We start from the raw sequence: 17348 nt of genomic DNA, 5'->3' as shown, positions 1-17348 counted from the left end.
GGCGAACTTCTGCCAACCCGGTTGGGTTCTTCCGCAAAACGGTGTATGACCCTTGAGGCACGAGACATAAGAAGAGAGTCCACGTGCCTGCCGATCATATTTCCACCTTCCAATCCGTTGCCACGCCTGAAGAAGCCGTCGAGCGGCTCATCGCGCTTCATGACAGCGCCATCGAGGCGCAGCGCAAGGCTCTGGATCATTTCTTTTCCACCGGCACGCCGCCCACGCCGTTCGAGCGGTCCCGCTTCCGCTATCCGGAATTGCGGCTGGATTACCGGTCGACCTCGCTGCCGCCGGTCAAGCAGCGGGCCTATGCCAAGTTCCAGGGTCCGGGCGTCTATGCGACCACGATCACGCAGCCGGCCTTCTTCCGGAACTATCTGCTGGAGCAGCTGAATTATCTGGTGCGCGATTACGGAGCCACCATCGAGGTTGGCGTCAGCGACCAGGAAATTCCTTATCCCTATGTTTTCGAGCGCGGCGATGAGCTGGGCCGCGGAGCCCATTCGGCGTCCGAACTCGCCCAGCATTTCCCGACGCCGCTTCTCGCCAAGGTGGGCGACGAGATCGCCGACGGCACCTGGGTCTTCCATGAGGATGAACCCCGGCCTTTGGCGCTCTTCGATGCCGCCCGGGTCGATTACTCGCTCCGCCGTCTCGTGCATTACACCGGCAGCGACTGGCGCTGCGTCCAGCCCTGGATCCTGCTGACCAACTATCATCGCTACGTGGACCAGTTCATCCGCTGGGCCGTGAAGGAGATGGCGAACGAGGAGGGGCCTTATACCCGGCTCGTGCTGCCGGGCGGCATCACCATCGAGCGCGGGCTGGACGAGACCGTCGTCGAGGAACTGATCGGCTCATCGCCCTGGCACCGGTTCCAGATGCCGGCCTATCACCTCATGCGCAAGGACGGGCAGGGGGTGACGCTCGTCAACATCGGCGTCGGTCCGTCGAACGCGAAGAACATCACCGATCATCTGGCGGTGCTGAGGCCCCATTGCTGGCTCATGGTCGGGCATTGCGGAGGCTTGCGCCAGTCGCAATCCATCGGCGATTACGTGCTGGCCCACGGCTATCTCCGGCGCGACCACATTCTCGACAGCGCCGTGCCTCCGGAAATCCCGATCCCGGCTCTCGCGGAAATCCAGGTCGCCCTGCAGGATGCGGCGGTGCAGGTGACTGGCGAACGGGGCGAGGAGCTGAAACGGCGCCTGCGCACCGGTACGGTCGTGACCTACGACGACCGAAACTGGGAGCTGCGCTGGAGCCAGGAACGGCGCCAGATCAACCTGTCCCGCGCCATCGCGGTGGACATGGAGAGCGGCACCATCGCGGCCCAGGGCTACCGGCTTCGGGTTCCCTACGGGACGCTGCTCTGCGTCTCGGACAAGCCGCTGCACGGGGAGATCAAGCTGCCGGGCGCGGCCAATGCCTTCTACGAGCGCGCGGTGAGCGAGCATCTCATGATCGGACTTTCGGCCCTCGACATCCTGAAAGGCCAGCGGTCGTCCTTGCATTCGCGCAAGCTGCGCAGCTTCGACGAACCGCCATTCCGTTAGGTCATGCAGAGTGGCAGCCGATCGGCACCGGCTGCCACATCTCCTGGCAAAGGCCCCTGTCACACCCACGCCAATCGGCCATTTCGTCGAGAGGAGAATGGCATCTCCTATCAGACGGCCGGGCCCAACCATTCGCTTGCTCTCTCGTTAAAATAGACATAAATATATCTTTATATGTAAGAGCGAGTTTTGGCCGTGTCGGACCATCCGTCCCCATCGCTGGACCTGACCCTGGATGTCCTTCGGGCAGCCGCCGAGGAGACGCGCCTGCGCATCCTCGCGTTGCTGACCGAAGGTGAGCTCTCGGTCTCCGATCTCACGGACATCCTCGGGCAGTCCCAGCCGCGAATCTCCCGTCACCTGAAGCTTCTGGTCGAGGCCGGCCTCGTGGAGCGGCACCGGGAGGGGGCCTGGGCCTTCTTCCGGCTCACCGACCGGGGCATTGCCCTCCGGATCATCCGCCCGACCCTGGAGAGCCTCGACCGGTCCGATCCGCAGCTTTTGGAGGACCGGACCCGCCTCGACGGCGTGCGGGCCCAGCGCTCGCAGGCCGCCCAGGCCTTCTTCTCCCGCCTGGCGCCGGACTGGGATCGCATCCGCTCCCTGCATGCCCCCGAGACCGTGGTCGAGGCTGCTGTTCTGGAGGCCTTAGGGTCGGCCAGGATCCGCAATCTCGTCGATCTCGGCACCGGCACCGGGCGGATGCTGCAACTGCTGGCTCCGAGAGCCAACCGCACGGTCGGGCTCGATGCCAGCCACGCGATGCTCTCGGTGGCGAGGGCCAATCTCGAGAAGGCGGGCCTGCGCGGTATCGAGCTGCGCCAGGGGGACATCTATGCGCCTCCGTTCCCGCGCGACACGTTCGACCTCGTGGTGATTCACCAGGTGCTGCACTACCTGGACGATCCGGCGCGGGCGATCCGCGAGGCGGCCCGCCTCGTGGCGCCGGGCGGGCGGATCCTGGTGGTCGATTTCGCCCCGCATAACCTCGAATTCCTCCGCGAAGCCCAGGCCCATCGCCGTCTCGGTTTCGCGCCCGCCCAGGTCGCCGGATGGCTCGACGAGGCGGGCCTCGACTGCACCCTCAACCGGGAGATCGCTCCGCCGGCAAAAGGCGACGAGCAATTGACCGTATCCCTTTGGCTCGGCCAGGATCGCCGCGTGGTGACGGATTGGCCTTTGAGTGAACCCGACAGAGAGGTCGCCTGATGTCCCCGCTCGCCCTGCGCCCCAGCCGGCAGAACGCCTCTCCCATCAAGGTCTCGTTCGAGTTCTTTCCGCCGAAGACGCCGGAGATGGAGACGACGCTCTGGTCGTCCATCCAGCGTCTGGCTCCTCTTCATCCGCACTTCGTCTCCGTGACCTATGGCGCCGGCGGCTCCACGCGCGAGCGCACCCATGCCACGGTGTCCCGCATCCTGAAGGAAACCCCTCTCAAGCCTGCCGCGCATCTCACCTGCGTGGCCGCGACGAAGGAGGAGGTGAACGACGTCGTCCGCTCCTATTGGGACGCAGGCGTGCGCCACATCGTGGCCCTGCGCGGCGATCCGGTCGGCGGCATCGGGACGGCCTATGAGCCGCACCCCGGCGGCTACCGGCAGACATGCGATCTCGTCGCCGGCATCAAGGCCATCGGCGATTTCGAGGTGTCGGTTTCCGCCTATCCGGAAAAGCACCCCGAGGCCGCTTCGCTCGATGCGGACATCGATGCCCTGAAGAGCAAGGTCGATTGCGGCGCGGACCGCGCCATCACCCAGTTCTTCTTCGACAACGACCTGTACTTCCGCTATCTCGACCGCGTCCGCGCGCGGGGCATCGACATCCCGATCGTTCCCGGCATCGTGCCGGTGCAGAACTTCAAGCAGACCGCGAACTTCGCCTCCAAGACCGGCGCCAGCGTTCCGGGCTGGCTCGCCGCGCGCTTCGAGGGCCTAGAGAACGACGTGGAGACGCGAAAACTCATCGCCGCCGCCGTCGCCGCCGAGCAGGTCTTCGATCTGCTCGATCGCGGCGTGAGCGAGTTCCATTTCTACACCATGAACCGCGCGGATCTGGTCTATGCCATCTGCCATCTGCTCGGCCTGCGCGAACAGAGCGTGAAGGCGGCCGCCTGACGATCCCGATGCCCGGCCGAGCCGGGCATTCACTTTTGTAATGTCGAATAATTTCATCGGCCGGCGCCCGTCCGACCGCGGTGAAAAGAGAACAGAACGAATGACTGCGTATAATCCTCGTCCGGCCGATGGTGCCGATGTGATCAAGGCGCTGCGCGAAGCGGCCTCCAAGCGGATCCTCGTGCTCGACGGCGCGATGGGGACGGAGCTGCAGCGCTCGCGCTTCTCGGAAGAGGATTTCCGCGGCGAGCGGTTCAAGGACTGGAAGCAGGACGTCAAGGGCAACAACGATCTGCTCATTCTCACGCAGCCCGATGCGGTGCGCAGCGTGCACCTCGACTACTTCCGCGCGGGCGCGGACATCGTGGAGACGAACACCTTCTCCGGCACCTCCATCGCGCAGGCCGATTACGGCATGGAGGAGATCGTCTACGAGCTGAACTTCGAGGGTTCGCGGCTTGCCCGCGAAGCGGCGCTGATCGCGGAAAAGGAAGACGGCCGCCGCCGCTTCGTGGCCGGCGCCATCGGCCCGACGAACCGTACGCTCTCCATCTCGCCGGACGTGAACAATCCCGGCTACCGCGCCGTGACCTTCGACCAGGTGCGCGAGGCTTACGCCGAGCAGGCGAGGGGGCTCGTGGACGGCGGTGCCGAGATCATCCTGATCGAGACGATCTTCGACACCCTCAACGCCAAGGCCGCCATCGTGGCGACGCACCAGGTCTTCGCCGAGAAGGGCGTGAAGCTCCCGGTCATGATCTCGGGAACGATCACGGATCTCTCCGGCCGCACGCTGTCGGGCCAGACGCCGACGGCGTTCTGGCATTCAGTGCGCCATGCGGAGCCTTTCTCCATCGGACTCAACTGCGCCCTCGGCGCCCGCGAGATGCGCGCGCATATCCAGGAGATCGGCAAGGTCGCCGACACCCTGGTCTGCGCCTATCCAAATGCCGGATTGCCGAACGAGTTCGGCCTCTATGACGAGAGCCCCGCAGCCACGGCGCGGATGATTGCCGAATTCGCCGATGCCGGTCTCGTCAACGTGGTCGGCGGCTGCTGCGGCACGACGCCGGATCATATCCGCGCCATTGCCGAAGCCGTCGCAGGCAAGGCGCCGCGCTCCGTGCCGAAGATGCAGCCGCTCATGCGCCTGTCGGGCCTCGAGCCATTCACGCTCACTTCCGACATTCCCTTCGTGAATGTGGGCGAGCGCACGAACGTCACGGGCTCCGCCAAGTTCCGCAAGCTCATCACCAACAACGATTACGCCGCCGCCCTCGACGTGGCGCGCGATCAGGTGGCGAACGGCGCGCAGATCATCGACGTCAACATGGACGAAGGCTTGCTCGATTCCGAGAAGGCCATGGTGGAGTTCCTCAACCTCGTCGCGGCTGAACCCGACATCGCCCGCGTTCCCGTGATGGTGGATTCGTCCAAGTTCCACGTGATCGAGGCCGGCCTCAAGTGCATCCAGGGCAAGGCCATCGTGAACTCGATCTCCATGAAGGAGGGTGTGGATTCCTTCATCGAGCACGCGCGGATCTGTCGATCCTATGGCGCTGCCGTCGTCGTCATGGCCTTCGACGAGCAGGGTCAGGCCGATACGCTGGAGCGCAAGGTCGAGATCTGCACGCGCGCCTACAAGATCCTGACCGAGCAGGTCGGGTTCCCGCCGGAAGACATCATCTTCGATCCGAACGTGTTCGCGGTCGCCACCGGCATCGAGGAGCATAACGGCTACGGGGTTGCCTTCATCGAGGCGACGCGCATCATCCGCGAGACGCTGCCGCACGCCCATATCTCGGGCGGCGTGTCGAACCTGTCATTCTCGTTCCGCGGCAACGAGCCCGTGCGCGAAGCCATGCATTCCGTGTTCCTGTTCCACGCCATCAAGGTCGGCATGGACATGGGCATCGTGAACGCCGGTCAGCTCGCCGTCTACGACGAGATCGATCCGGAGCTGCGCGAGCTCTGCGAGGACGTGGTGCTCAATCGCCGTCCCGACGCAACGGAGCGCCTGCTCGAGGCGGCGCCGCGCTTCAAGGGCGACGGCGCGGGCGCCGTGAAGGCCGCCGATCTCGAATGGCGCTCCTGGCCCGTGGGCAAGCGGATCGAACATGCGCTCGTCAACGGCATCACTGAATTCATCGAGCAGGACACGGAAGAAGCCCGACAGGCGGCCGAGCGTCCGCTGCACGTGATCGAAGGGCCGCTCATGGCCGGCATGAACGTGGTGGGCGATCTCTTCGGCGCCGGAAAGATGTTCCTGCCGCAGGTGGTGAAATCCGCCCGCGTCATGAAGCAGGCGGTCGCCTATCTCATGCCGTTCATGGAGGCCGAGAAGGAAGCCTCCGGCGACACCGGGCGCTCCGCCGCCGGCAAGGTGCTCATGGCGACCGTGAAGGGCGACGTGCACGACATCGGCAAGAACATCGTGGGCGTGGTTCTCGCCTGCAACAACTACGAGGTCATCGACCTCGGCGTCATGGTGCCGGCCCAGAAGATCCTGGAGACGGCGCGCAAGGAGAAGGTGGACGTGATCGGGCTTTCCGGCCTCATCACGCCGTCGCTGGACGAGATGGTGAACGTGGCAAGCGAGATGGAGCGCGAGGGCTTCGACATTCCGCTCCTCATCGGCGGCGCCACCACGAGCCGCGTGCACACGGCGGTGAAGATCCACCCGAACTACAACAAGGGCCAGGCCGTCTATGTGACGGATGCCAGTCGCGCCGTCGGCATCGTGTCGTCGCTCCTGTCGCCCGACATGAAGGACGGCTATGTGGAGACGCTGCGCTCCGAGTATCGCAAGGTGGCCGATGCCCATGCCCGGTCTGAGGCCGACAAGCAGCGCCTGTCCATCGAGAAGGCGCGGGCCAACAGGTTCGTGCCCGACTGGGCGTCCTACCAGCCGCCCAAGCCCAGCTTTACCGGCGCGCGCGTGTTCCGCAGCTACGATGTGGGCGAGCTCGTGCCCTATATCGACTGGACGCCGTTCTTCCAGACCTGGGAGCTGAAGGGGCGCTTCCCGGCGATCCTCGAGGACGAGAAGCAGGGCGAGGCCGCGCGGCAGCTCTGGGAGGATGCTCAAAGCATGCTCAAGCAGCTCGTGGACGAGCGCTGGTTCAACCCGAAGGCGGTGATCGGATTCTGGCCCGCCAATGCGGTCGGCGACGACATTCGTCTCTATACGGGCGAGAGCCGCACGGAACAGCTCGCGACCTTCCACGGCCTGCGCCAGCAGCTCTCGAAGCGCGACGGCAAGCCCAATCTCTGCCTGAGCGATTTCATCGCTCCCGCCGAGAGCGGAAAGGCCGATTGGATCGGTGCCTTCGTCGTGACCTCCGGCATTGAGGAGGTGCGCATCGCCGAACGCTTCGAGCGCGCCAACGACGATTACCGCTCGATCATGGTGAAGGCCCTGGCCGACCGCATCGCGGAAGCCTTTGCCGAGCGCATGCATGAGCGTGTGCGCCGGGAGTTCTGGGGCTATGCGTCCGACGAGAACCTCAGCAACGAGGGCCTGATCGGCGAGGAGTACCAGGGTATCCGTCCGGCTCCCGGCTATCCGGCCCAGCCCGACCATACGGAGAAAGCGACCCTGTTCAGCCTGCTCAATGCCGAGGGCAGCATCGGCGTGACGCTCACCGAGTCCTACGCCATGTGGCCGGGCTCCTCCGTGTCGGGCCTCTACCTGTCGCATCCGGACGCCTATTACTTCGGCGTCGCCAAGGTCGAACGCGATCAGGTGGAGGATTACGCGGCCCGCAAGGACATGAGCATCGCGGAGGTCGAACGCTGGCTCGCCCCGATCCTCAACTACGACCCGGCGAGCTACCGCGTGATGGCGGCGGAGTAGTCTCGCTTTACTGATGTCTCGGACGCGTTGAGCGAGATCCAGAGACGCTGAACGAGTGCGGCGCGGGTTATACCTCTCCCTCAGGGAGAGGGAGTTCGAGCCGCATCCTGGTCAGGATCCCCGCCTTCGCGGAGATGACGATGGAGGGTCACTCCCGCCGCAACGCCTCGATCGGGTCGAGCTTCGCCGCGCGTTGCGCCGGATAGAACCCGAAGAAGATGCCCACCAGCGCCGAGAAGCCGACGGCGATCATGATGGCGTTCGTCGACACCAGCGAGGGCCAGCCGGCGAGCTGCGCCACGAGATAGGCGGCGCCCGCGCCGAGGCCGATGCCGAGCGCGCCGCCGATGGTGGACAGCGTCGTCGCCTCGATCAGGAACTGGCTCAGGATGTCGCGCGGACGCGCCCCGACCGCGAGGCGCAGGCCGATCTCGCGGGTGCGTTCCGTCACCGACACCAGCATGATGTTCATGATGCCGATGCCGCCGACGAGCAGCGACACGGCCGCGACGGCGGCGAGGAGCATGGACAGGGTATTGGCCGAAGCGGACGCGGTGTTGGCGATTTCCGTCAGGTTGCGGATCGAGAAATCGTCTTCTTGCTCGCCAATGATGCGATGGCGCTGGCGCAGCAGTTCCGTCATGCTCGCGATGCCGGGTTCGATGTCGCTCTCGTCGGCGAACTTCACGAAGATCGAGCCGACGGATCCGTCCTTGGCGTAGTTGCGCCCGATCACGCGGCGACGCCCCGCGTCGAGAGGCACGAACACGACGTCGTCCTGGTCCTGCCCGAAGGCCGACTGGCCTTTCGGTGCCATGACGCCGATCACGCGGAAGGGCACGTTGCGCACGCGCACGGTCTGGCCGATGGGATCGTCCTCGCCGAAGAGGTTGCGCGCGACCGTCTGGCCGAGGAGGATGACGATGTCGCCGCGCCGGACCTCCTCCGGATCGAAGGTGCGGCCGGCGGCGACGTCCCATTCGCGGGCCGAGAACCAGTCGCCGTCGATGCCGTAGATGCGTGTGCCCCAGTTGCTGCCGCCGGCCACGACCTGCGTGCCGCCCTGCACGAAGGGCGCGGCCGCCACCACGCCGTCGACCTCGCGCCGGATGGCGTGGGCGTCCTCGTCCGTGAGCGAGGAGGCCGCGCCGGCGCCGAGCCTTGCGCCGCCCTGGGTCACGTTGCCGGGCGTCACGATGGCGAGGTTCGCGCCGAGCGAGCGGATCTGGCTGTCGACGAGGTTGCGCGCGCCCGATCCGATCGCCACCATGGCGATGACGGCCGCGACGCCGATGACGATGCCGAGCATGGTCAGAAGGCTGCGCAGGGCATTGGCCATGATGGCCGAGAGCGCCGAGCGAATGGCTTCGATCAGCCTCATTCCGCGGCCTCCCTGGCAAGGGCGCGCGCATCGACCGGGATCTGGCGCCGGTCCTCGGTCACGTGGCCGTCCCGGAACCGAACGAGGCGGTGCGCGTGGCGGCCGACCTCCGCATCGTGCGTGACCAGCACGATGGTGACGCCCTCGCGGTTGAGCTCCTGAAACAGGGCCATGATCTCGTTCGCCGTGCGGCTGTCCAGCGCCCCGGTGGGCTCGTCGGCGAGGAGCAGGCTCGGGCTGTTGACGAGCGCCCGCGCGATGGCGACGCGCTGCTGCTGTCCGCCCGACAATTGCATCGGCCGGTGATGGGCGCGCTTGGCGAGACCGACGCGGTCGAGCGCGTGCAGGGCCCGCTCGCGGCGCGTCCTGCGGTCGAAACCCGCATAGACCATGGGCAGCTCGACATTGCCGAGCGCATCGACGCGCGGCAGCAGGTTGAACTGCTGGAAGACGAAACCGATCTCGCGGTTGCGCAGGCGCGCAAGGCCGTTCGCGTCGAGGCTCTCGACGGCCGTGCCGGCCAGCCGGTACCGGCCGCTGGTCGGCTTGTCGAGGCAGCCGATGAGATTCATGAAGGTCGATTTTCCCGAGCCGGACGGTCCCATCACGGCGGCGAAATCGCCCTTCTCGATATCGAGCGAAACGGCGTCGAGGGCGACGACGCGGCCCGCGTCGAGATCGTAGACCCGCCTGAGTTCGTGCGTTTCGATGAGAGGCATGGTGCGCCCCCTAGAACATGCGCGGCGGGCGCGGGCGTCGCCCGGTGGACGAGGCTCCGGCATCGTCGCCCGCGCCTGCGCGCTGGGCGCCGACGATCACCGCCGCCCCTTCCGGCACATCGCCGCGCAGGATCTCCGTATAGGACCCGTCGGTCGCGCCGAGGCGGACATGCACGACTTGGGGATTGCCGTCCTGCCCGACGCGGTAGATGCGTCCGCTCGTGCCTTCGTCCGTCTGCATCTGCGCATCGCGGCCGCCTGCGCGCCGCCGAGGCTGGCCGTCCTGCGCGGCATTCGCCGAGCCGCTCGACACGACGGAGACGGGCGGCCGGTAGCGCAGGGCCGCGTTCGGCACGCGCAGCACGTCCTCGCGCTCGTCCGTGACGATCTGGAGGTTCGCCGTCATGCCGGGGAGAAGGGCCTGGTCTCTGTTCCTCACGCCGATGACGGCCGTGTAGGTTACCACGTTCTGCACCGTCTGGGCGGACAGGCGCACCATGCGCACAATGCCCTCGAAGGTGCGGTTCGGATAGGCGTTGACGGTGAAGCTCACCTTCTGCCCGTCCTTGAGACGTCCCACATCCGCCTCGTCGATATTGGCGTAGATGTCGATCTCCCTCAGGTCCTGCGCGATGGTGAACAGGGTGGGGGCGGAGAGCGAGGCCGCGACGGTCTGGCCGAGCTCGATGTCGCGCTGGATCACGACGCCGTCGACCGGGGACTTGATGTCGGTGCGCGCGAGATCGATCTCGATATCCTTCAGCTTCGCCTGCCGCTGCAGGATCATCGCCTCTGCCGATTTCAGGTTCGCCTCGGCCAGCGCGAGGTCGGCCTTGAGCCCGTCGGTCTCCGCCTTGTTCGACGCGATCTGCGCCTCCGCCGAGGCGAGATTCGCCTTCTGGACGTCGAGCTGCGTTCCGGCCTGCTCGAGAGCCGTCTGTGTCCCCACCGCGCGGGTGGTCAGCTCCCGCTGCCGGTCGAGGTTGCGCTGGGCCTCCGTGAGCTGGGCGCGCGCCCGGTCGCGCTGCGCGGCGAGGTCGTTCGCCTGCGCCTCGGACCGCTGCAGCGCCGATTGCGCCTTGTCGATCTGGGCGCGCTTGGTGTCGAGATCCGCCCTTGCCTGGGCGAGATCCGCAAGGGCCGCGTCGCGGCGCGACTTGATCTGCTCCGCATAGAGGCGGGCGACGACCTGGCCTTCCTTCACGGGCGTGTTGTAGTCGGCCAGGATCTCGACCACCTGGCCCGAGAGCTGGGAGCCTACGAGCACGGTCGTGACGGGATTGAGCGTGCCGGTGGCGCGGACGCTCGCCGTGATGGCGCCGCGATCCACCACGCCGAGGCGATAGGCCTGATCGGACGCGCTGCTCCCCGTGGGCTTCCACAGCACGAAACCGAGCACGCCCGCCACGAGCACGATGCCGATCAACCACAACCAGACGCGACGCACAGAAAAATCCTCTCCGCCCTACGAAATATCATGATGGCGGATTGTGGCCGATTTCCCGGGGCGTGACGAGTTAACTCTTCGTCATGCGGCAACCTGCGGCCGGGTGGCGATCAGGTTGCGCAGGGTCATGATGGTCGAGGCGTCCGCGACGCCGTCGACGCGCTCGGGCCGGAAATGGCGCTGGAAAGCGGCGACGACCTTCTCCGTGTCCTCGTCGAAGACGCCGTTGATCCTCACGCTGTAGCCGTACATGGCGAGCATCGCCTGCAAGGCTTCGATCGGCATGCCCTGGTCGCCGCGCGAGAAGAAGCGGCCATCGCTCGTGGCCGACGGTGCGACCCAATGGCCTACCCCCGCCTCGTGCAGGCGCCGCCAGGGGAAAAGCTCGCCCGGATCGACCTTGCGGCCGGGCGCGACGTCGGAATGCCCGAGCACCCGCGTCTGGGGGATGCGCCAGCGGGTGACGATGTCCTTCGTCAGAGCGGCGACGCTTTCGATCTGCGCATCGGGGAACGGAGGCAGGCCGCCCGGGTGTCCGGGATTGGCGATCTCGATGCCGATCGAGCAGGAATTGATGTCGGTCACGCCGTCCCAGGAGGAGAGGCCCGCATGCCAGGCCCGGCGCATCTCCGGAACGAGCTGGAGCACGCGCCCGTCGCCGAACACGAAATAATGGGCGGAGACCTGGGATACGGGATTGCACAGCCATTGCAGGGCCTCGCCCTCGTCCGGCATCCCCGTGTAGTGGAGAATGACCATGCTGGGGCGCTGCGCGTCCTTGCGCTCCCCATGGTTGGGCGACGGAAACACCTTGCTGGCGATCGGGCTTTCCGGGGAAAGAGCGCTCATGCGGTCACCTGATGTTCCGCTCGGCCGCGATGCTTTCCCAGGCGGCGTTGATGGCGGCTACGCGCTCGGTCGCGATCTTGACGGCCTCGGGGGGCAGGCCGCGGGCGATCTCCCGGTCGGGATGGTTCTCGGCCACGAGCCGGCGATAATGCCGCTTCAGCTCCTCGTCGCTCATGCTCCGGTCCGCCTGAAGAATGAGATAGGGATCGTCGGCGCGCAGCACGTGGCGGGCGGCGATGCGCGCGAAATCCTGATCGGAAAAGGCGAAGATCGTCGCCACGTCTTTGAGGTAGGCGTATTCCGCCTCGTGGATGGCTTCGTCCGCCTTGGCGATGTGGAACAGGCCGTCGAGCACGTCCTCGAGCAGGGCGGGCTCGTCCTTGAAGGCATCGCCGATCTGGCGGGCATAGGCCTCGAAGCCGTCCGTGGTCTGGATGGCGAGGTTGAACAGGCGCTCCACCTTGTCGTGCTCGCTTTCCGGAACGTCGACGATCTGCTCGAAGGCCCGGACCTCCACGTCGACCACGACGCCATCGGCCTTCGCCATCTTGGCCGCGAGGGCCACGAGACCCATGGTGAAGAGCACGTCGCGGGGCGGCTTCCCGAAGAGAGCACCTTCGCGGTCAATGAGAACGTGGCCGGCGACGCCACCCAGGAGGGCGCCGATCGGCCCGCCCAACGCGAGTCCGATGCCGGCGCCACCCAGCTTACCCCAAATCGACTGAATCATCTTACGTTCAGTCGTAATCTCAAGTGCGGGCAAAAGAAAAGGGGCCGGGAATGTCCCGGCCCCTCAAATTCGGTCTGTGATGCGCGATCAGCGGCAGTAAACGTTGCCGTAGACGTCCTGGTACGTGCCGTAGGGGCAAGCCGGACGGCCGGGAGCCGTCGCCGCACCCACGATGGCACCGCCGGCAGCACCGATGGCCGCGCCCGCCAGAGCGCCGCTTCCACGACCCGTGGCAGCACCGCCGATGGCCGCACCGGCAAGGCCGCCCACTGCGGCACCACCGACGGCGCGTTCGCCCGGCGTGTTGCAGGCGGCGATCGAGAGGGTGAGAGCACCCGCGGCGACAGCGGTGATGATTTTCTTCATGGACGTGTCCTCTTGGTCAGCGACAGACAAATTGGAGAAAGCTTGAGCAAGTTAGCTTAGCCTTACTGCCAACTGTTTCCTAGCCGATCGGTTCCATGGGGAGTCAAGGGGAACAAACCACGGAACCGTGGTGCACCATGGTACCGTACTTGCAGTCCTTGGGCGACCAGGCGCGGTTGCCTTGGTCAACCCGGCCTTGGCCGGATGGAGGCATTCCGCTGCGGATCGGCGCTGCCGGCACAGGCTCTTGGACGTAGACGGGCTCGGGTTCGGGCGTGGACGCGGCCCCGACCACGGCGCCGCCGGCGGCGCCGATCGCCGCGCCGGCAAGAGCGCCGCTCGCATGCCCGGTCGCCAGGCCGCCGATGGCCGCTCCGGCGAGACCCCCGATGGCGCCTCCGCCGAGCGCGCGTTCTCCCGGCGTGTTGCAGGCGGTCAACGAAAGGACGAGCGCTGCAGCGCCGGCTGCTATGATTATGGTCTTCATCGATATTCCCTCTGGATGACAGGCCCAGGATATCGATACGTAATTTCGTATCTTTGATTCGTGAAGCTGCCTTATTTGCAGCGAACGGCGTTTCCTGCGCGTAAGAGGAACGAATAATTTTTCGCGTCGCTCTCAGGCTATTTCTGCCTTGTCCAGCCTCGATTTCATCGGACTGGAGCGTCTAGCTTAAGCATTGCGTGGACATGATTGCGACTTGCCGAGTCACAACTTTGCCTTATTTCGCCACCACCCACCGCCGCTCTACGGCCTATGCCGTCTGGAGTTTGCATATGACTTGGCAGCGTGATTTGAGAACGGTGGCGGCCGTCATCATAAGCCTGGCTACGCTTGGTCTTGCGCCGCAGGCGCGAGCGGAAAACACCCTGATTTCGCCGCAGGACGCCGAGGAACTCGTCCGCGCGCAGATCGAGGAGCAGAAGGCCGCCGAAGCCGCCCTCAAGGAAGAGCAGGCTGCCATCGAGGCGGAGGAGGCGGCCGAGGCCGCCAAGGCGGCAAAATCAGGCAAGGCGGCCAAGGGCGATGCCAAGAAGGCCAAGGAAGCGGCCAAAGCCGCGAAGGTCTCCGAGGCGCCTCCGGTCGTCGCCGCCAAGGCTGCCGCGGACGAGGAGGAGGCCGGCGTCGAGGAGACCTCGGCGCTTCCGGTCGATCTGTCGGGGCTTTCCCGCTCCGGGCGGGCCGATGCGGCCAAAGCCAGTGCTCTCAAGCCGCTGATCGCGCGCTACGCGTCCGAAAATGGTTTGCCGTACCAACTCGCCGATGCGGTCGTGCGGCTCGAGAGCCGCTACAACGCAGGCGCGCGCAACGGCGCGCATTTGGGGCTGACGCAAATCAATGTCCGCACCGCGCAATCCCTCGGCTACCAAGGGCCGGCCGCAGGTCTTCTCGATGCGGAAACCAATCTGCGTTACGGGCTGAAGTACCTCGCCAGGGCTTACAAGCTCGCCGGCGGCGACACCTGCGGCACGATCCTGCGCTATCAGTTCGGGCACCGGACGACCACCATGACGAGCGCCTCGCGCGCCTATTGCGCGAAGGTGAAGGTGCTGACCGCCGCGGCCGAGTAACCTTCGGCCTTGACGCGGGGGCGTCTTTTGCACCACATCCCCCTCGTCAGCTGGCCGGGCGGCCGCTTCGAGCTTATGCTCGGGGAGGAAAGTCCGGGCTCCATGGAAGCAAGGTGCCGGATAACGTCCGGCGGGGGCAACCCTAGGGAAAGTGCCACAGAGAGCAGACCGCCCCACAAAGGTCCTCGGACCTCGGGGTAAGGGTGAAAGGGTGCGGTAAGAGCGCACCGCGGACGCAGCAATGCGGACGGCATGGTAAACCCCACCAGGAGCAAAACCGAATAGGGACGACAGGCGTTCGCGCCAGGCCTGCTTCCAGGCTCGTCGTCCGGGTTGGTTGCTTGAGGCGTTCAGCAATGATCGTCCCAGAGGAATGGCCGCCACGTCCAAGGTCTTAGACTTTGGGCCCTACAGAACCCGGCTTACAGGCCGGCTGACCCCATCTATCCACAGGCCGAAATTTGCATGAAAGCGGCGCAAACCGTTGCGTCGCTTACGATTCATTAACCGTAAATGCGTCTCATGGGGAATGCATGCCGCGAGGCGTGTGCCCCATCCCCGTTCCGTTGACGCCCATATTCTCCCATGTTATCCCAAACCATCCCGTCGACGGTGTCTTCCGAAGGGGGCGTCAAGCACTCAAGAAATGCTGACGTTCGGTTTCGGGAAGTAGCGTCATCACCGGCCGCGGGTGGTGGATCCGCGAGATCCGCCTGGGGGCTGACAATCAGGAGCGTGCGAGCTGCGGCCAATGAACCGCTTCGTGTCCAATTTCACCAACAAGTTGGATTCGAAGGGTCGCGTCTCGATCCCGGCATCCTTCCGGGCCGTATTGGCCAAGGATGGATTCGAGGGGCTCTACGTCCATCCGGCGCTCGACGCGCAGGCATTGGACGCGGGCGGCAACACGCTTCTGAACGAAATCGATGCGTTCTTGTCGACGCTGTCGCCCTATTCGGACGAGCGGGATCAGCTGTCGACGGCGTTGTTCGGGACAAGCGAAATTCTGAAGGTCGATCCGGAGGGGCGTGTCATCCTGACGGACACGGTAAAAGTGCATGCCGGGATCGGCGATACGGTGACGTTCGTCGGACTTGGTCACAAGTTCCAGATTTGGGAGCCCGAGCGCTTCCGTGCGCACTTGGAGGAGGCGCGCACGAAGGTCCGAGACCTGAAGAAAGCATTGGGAAGCCGAGTCATGGAGCCAAGGTTAGTGCTGAACACCTCACCAGGAGTACGGGAGCGATGATGGGGCGCGGCGACGGCCCAGGAGCCGGAGCCGCTGGCGGACCGTCCCGTCACGTTCCTGTTCTCCTGGAGGAGGTGTGCACAGCTCTCGATGTCAAGCGCGGCGGCACTTTCATCGACGGCACATTCGGCGCAGGCGGTTATACCCGCGCCATTCTCGACGGACATCCCCAGAACAAGGTCGTTGCCATCGACCGCGATCCCGATGCGATCGCGGGCGGCGCTTCTCTTGCGGCCAAATTCAAGAAACGCCTGATGCTCGTCCCGGGCCGTTTCGGCGATCTCGACGATGTCGCGCGTGAGCAGGGCTTCGAGAGCGTCGACGGCGTCGTTCTCGACATCGGCGTATCGTCCATGCAGCTCGACCAGGCCGAGCGCGGCTTTTCGTTCCGCAACGAGGGCCCGCTCGACATGCGCATGGAACAGAGCGGTCCGAGCGCAGCCGATCTCGTGAACGAATCCTCGGAGGCCGAGCTTGCGGACATCTTCTACCATTACGGCGAGGAGCGCCGCGCCCGCGCGGTGGCGCGCGCCATCATCGAGATGCGCCGCCGCCAGCCGTTCGAGACCACGCGTCAACTGGCCGACCTCGTCGCGTCGCTGATCCGGCAGGAGCCCGGCGGCATCCATCCGGCGACGCGGGTGTTCCAGGGGCTTCGCATCGCGGTGAACGACGAGCTCGGCGAATTGGTGCGCGCCCTGCATGCGGCCGAGCGCATCCTGACGCCCGGCGGCCGCCTCGTGGTCGTCACGTTCCATTCGCTGGAGGACCGCATCGTGAAGCAGTTCTTCGCGGCCCGCACCGGCCGCGCGGCCACGGGCTCGCGCCATCTGCCGACGGCCGCCGCACCGGAGCCGACTTTCGATGCGGTGACTCGAGGTCCCGTCGGTCCGAGCGAGCAGGAAATGGCGCGCAACCCGCGGGCGCGTTCGGCGAAACTTCGGGCCGGCGCGCGCACGAGCACGCCGCCGCAGGAGCCTTTGAGCGCCATCGCCATGCTGGCCGAGCTGCCGCACACGGCTGAAAAACGGGGAGGGCGCCGATGATCCGGCTGCTCCACATCATCGCGATTTCCGCTCTCATCGCATCGGCAGGCTATGCCTATTCGATCAAGTACGACACGCTCTATTATGCCGAGCAGGTCGCGAAGCTGAAGACCAAGCTGCAACGCGAGCGTGAGGCCATCGCGGTTCTGCAGGCCGAGTGGCAATATCTCGACCGCCCCGACCGCCTGCAGGAAGCCGCCGACAAGCATCTCGACCTGCAGCCGCTGAAGATCCAGCAGCTTGCGCGCCTGTCCGAGCTGCCGAACCGTCCGTCCCGCGAGGACGAGATCGGCCGCAAGCTCGAAGCGCTCGGCCTTCTTGGGCCGACCTCGACGCCGAAGGACAAGAATTCGGACGCCCGCACCCCGACGACCCAAACCCCTAGACGGTGAGCCTCGTGTTGCAAGAGCCCCAAACCGAATGGCAGGGTAAGAACCTTCCCGACGACGCGAACCCG

General features: G+C 65.8%; 15 protein-coding genes and 1 other RNA gene. 9 read left to right on the top strand and 7 right to left on the bottom strand.

Annotated features, from left to right (window positions below; genetic code table 11):
• Positions 1 to 83 precede the first annotated feature (83 nt).
• From U0023_RS02190 to metH, 4 genes are all read left to right on the top strand, one after another.
• Entirely contained in the window at positions 84 to 1562 is a 1479-nt protein-coding gene (locus U0023_RS02190) for an AMP nucleosidase (protein WP_009763989.1), read from the top strand.
• Positions 1563 to 1757: 195 nt separating this feature from the next.
• Complete coding sequence (locus U0023_RS02185) at positions 1758 to 2771, top strand: ArsR/SmtB family transcription factor (RefSeq protein ID WP_009763990.1); 1014 nt, start codon at positions 1758 to 1760, stop codon at positions 2769 to 2771.
• The gene (gene metF / locus U0023_RS02180; RefSeq protein WP_009763991.1) at positions 2771 to 3676 is read left to right on the top strand and encodes a methylenetetrahydrofolate reductase [NAD(P)H]; all 906 of its coding nucleotides are present in this window, start codon (positions 2771 to 2773) and stop codon (positions 3674 to 3676) included. Before U0023_RS02185 ends, metF begins: the two co-directional genes overlap by 1 nt.
• Before the next feature lie 100 nt (positions 3677 to 3776).
• Positions 3777 to 7532: a methionine synthase gene (gene metH / locus U0023_RS02175; RefSeq protein WP_009763992.1), complete on the top strand. Its 3756-nt coding sequence runs from the start codon at positions 3777 to 3779 to the stop codon at positions 7530 to 7532.
• A gap of 148 nt (positions 7533 to 7680) precedes the next feature.
• Here the strand turns inward: metH and U0023_RS02170 are convergent, their stop codons facing one another.
• From U0023_RS02170 to U0023_RS02140, 7 genes are all read right to left on the bottom strand, one after another.
• On the bottom strand, positions 7681 to 8913 hold the full coding sequence (locus tag U0023_RS02170) for an ABC transporter permease (protein ID WP_009763993.1): 1233 nt from the start codon (positions 8911 to 8913) through the stop codon (positions 7681 to 7683).
• Complete coding sequence (locus U0023_RS02165) at positions 8910 to 9632, bottom strand: ABC transporter ATP-binding protein (protein ID WP_009763994.1); 723 nt, start codon at positions 9630 to 9632, stop codon at positions 8910 to 8912. Before U0023_RS02165 ends, U0023_RS02170 begins: the two co-directional genes overlap by 4 nt.
• Before the next feature lie 10 nt (positions 9633 to 9642).
• Positions 9643 to 11079: an efflux RND transporter periplasmic adaptor subunit gene (locus tag U0023_RS02160; protein WP_009763995.1), complete on the bottom strand. Its 1437-nt coding sequence runs from the start codon at positions 11077 to 11079 to the stop codon at positions 9643 to 9645.
• An 81-nt stretch (positions 11080 to 11160) separates the two neighbouring features.
• Positions 11161 to 11928, bottom strand: coding sequence for an N-acetylmuramoyl-L-alanine amidase (locus U0023_RS02155; RefSeq protein WP_009763996.1), 768 nt, complete (start codon positions 11926 to 11928; stop codon positions 11161 to 11163).
• Between the two features lie 4 nt (positions 11929 to 11932).
• On the bottom strand, positions 11933 to 12658 hold the full coding sequence (locus tag U0023_RS02150; RefSeq protein ID WP_009763997.1) for a TerB family tellurite resistance protein: 726 nt from the start codon (positions 12656 to 12658) through the stop codon (positions 11933 to 11935).
• A gap of 87 nt (positions 12659 to 12745) precedes the next feature.
• Entirely contained in the window at positions 12746 to 13024 is a 279-nt protein-coding gene (locus U0023_RS02145; RefSeq protein WP_009763998.1) for a hypothetical protein, read from the bottom strand.
• 103 nt (positions 13025 to 13127) lie between these two features.
• The gene (locus tag U0023_RS02140; RefSeq protein WP_009763999.1) at positions 13128 to 13511 is read right to left on the bottom strand and encodes a hypothetical protein; all 384 of its coding nucleotides are present in this window, start codon (positions 13509 to 13511) and stop codon (positions 13128 to 13130) included.
• A gap of 290 nt (positions 13512 to 13801) precedes the next feature.
• Here U0023_RS02140 and U0023_RS02135 point away from each other — a divergent pair, with 290 nt between their 5' ends.
• The 5 genes from U0023_RS02135 to ftsL all read left to right on the top strand — a co-directional run bounded on the left by U0023_RS02135 (position 13802) and on the right by ftsL (position 17283).
• Positions 13802 to 14596 (top strand): lytic transglycosylase domain-containing protein, encoded by a 795-nt coding sequence (locus U0023_RS02135; RefSeq protein WP_009764000.1) that lies wholly within the window; start codon positions 13802 to 13804, stop codon positions 14594 to 14596.
• 46 nt (positions 14597 to 14642) lie between these two features.
• An RNA gene (gene rnpB, locus U0023_RS02130) (RNase P RNA component class A) lies at positions 14643 to 15037 on the top strand.
• A gap of 310 nt (positions 15038 to 15347) precedes the next feature.
• A complete protein-coding gene (gene mraZ, locus U0023_RS02125; protein ID WP_009764001.1) occupies positions 15348 to 15845 on the top strand; it encodes a division/cell wall cluster transcriptional repressor MraZ in 498 nt (165 codons plus the stop codon).
• Positions 15842 to 16891 carry a 16S rRNA (cytosine(1402)-N(4))-methyltransferase RsmH gene (rsmH, locus tag U0023_RS02120; RefSeq protein WP_009764002.1) on the top strand — a complete coding sequence of 350 codons (1050 nt, stop codon included), beginning with the start codon at positions 15842 to 15844 and terminating at the stop codon, positions 16889 to 16891. Before mraZ ends, rsmH begins: the two co-directional genes overlap by 4 nt.
• Positions 16888 to 17283 carry a cell division protein FtsL gene (gene ftsL, locus U0023_RS02115; RefSeq protein ID WP_009764003.1) on the top strand — a complete coding sequence of 132 codons (396 nt, stop codon included), beginning with the start codon at positions 16888 to 16890 and terminating at the stop codon, positions 17281 to 17283. Before rsmH ends, ftsL begins: the two co-directional genes overlap by 4 nt.
• The last annotated feature ends 65 nt before the right edge of the window (positions 17284 to 17348 follow it).

Origin of the sequence: Microvirga lotononidis, assembly GCF_034627025.1 — a bacterium.
In the GTDB taxonomy this organism is placed as follows: domain Bacteria; phylum Pseudomonadota; class Alphaproteobacteria; order Rhizobiales; family Beijerinckiaceae; genus Microvirga; species Microvirga lotononidis.
Note: the sequence above shows the minus strand (reverse complement) of the source record. Positions and strands in the feature narration are given on the sequence as shown.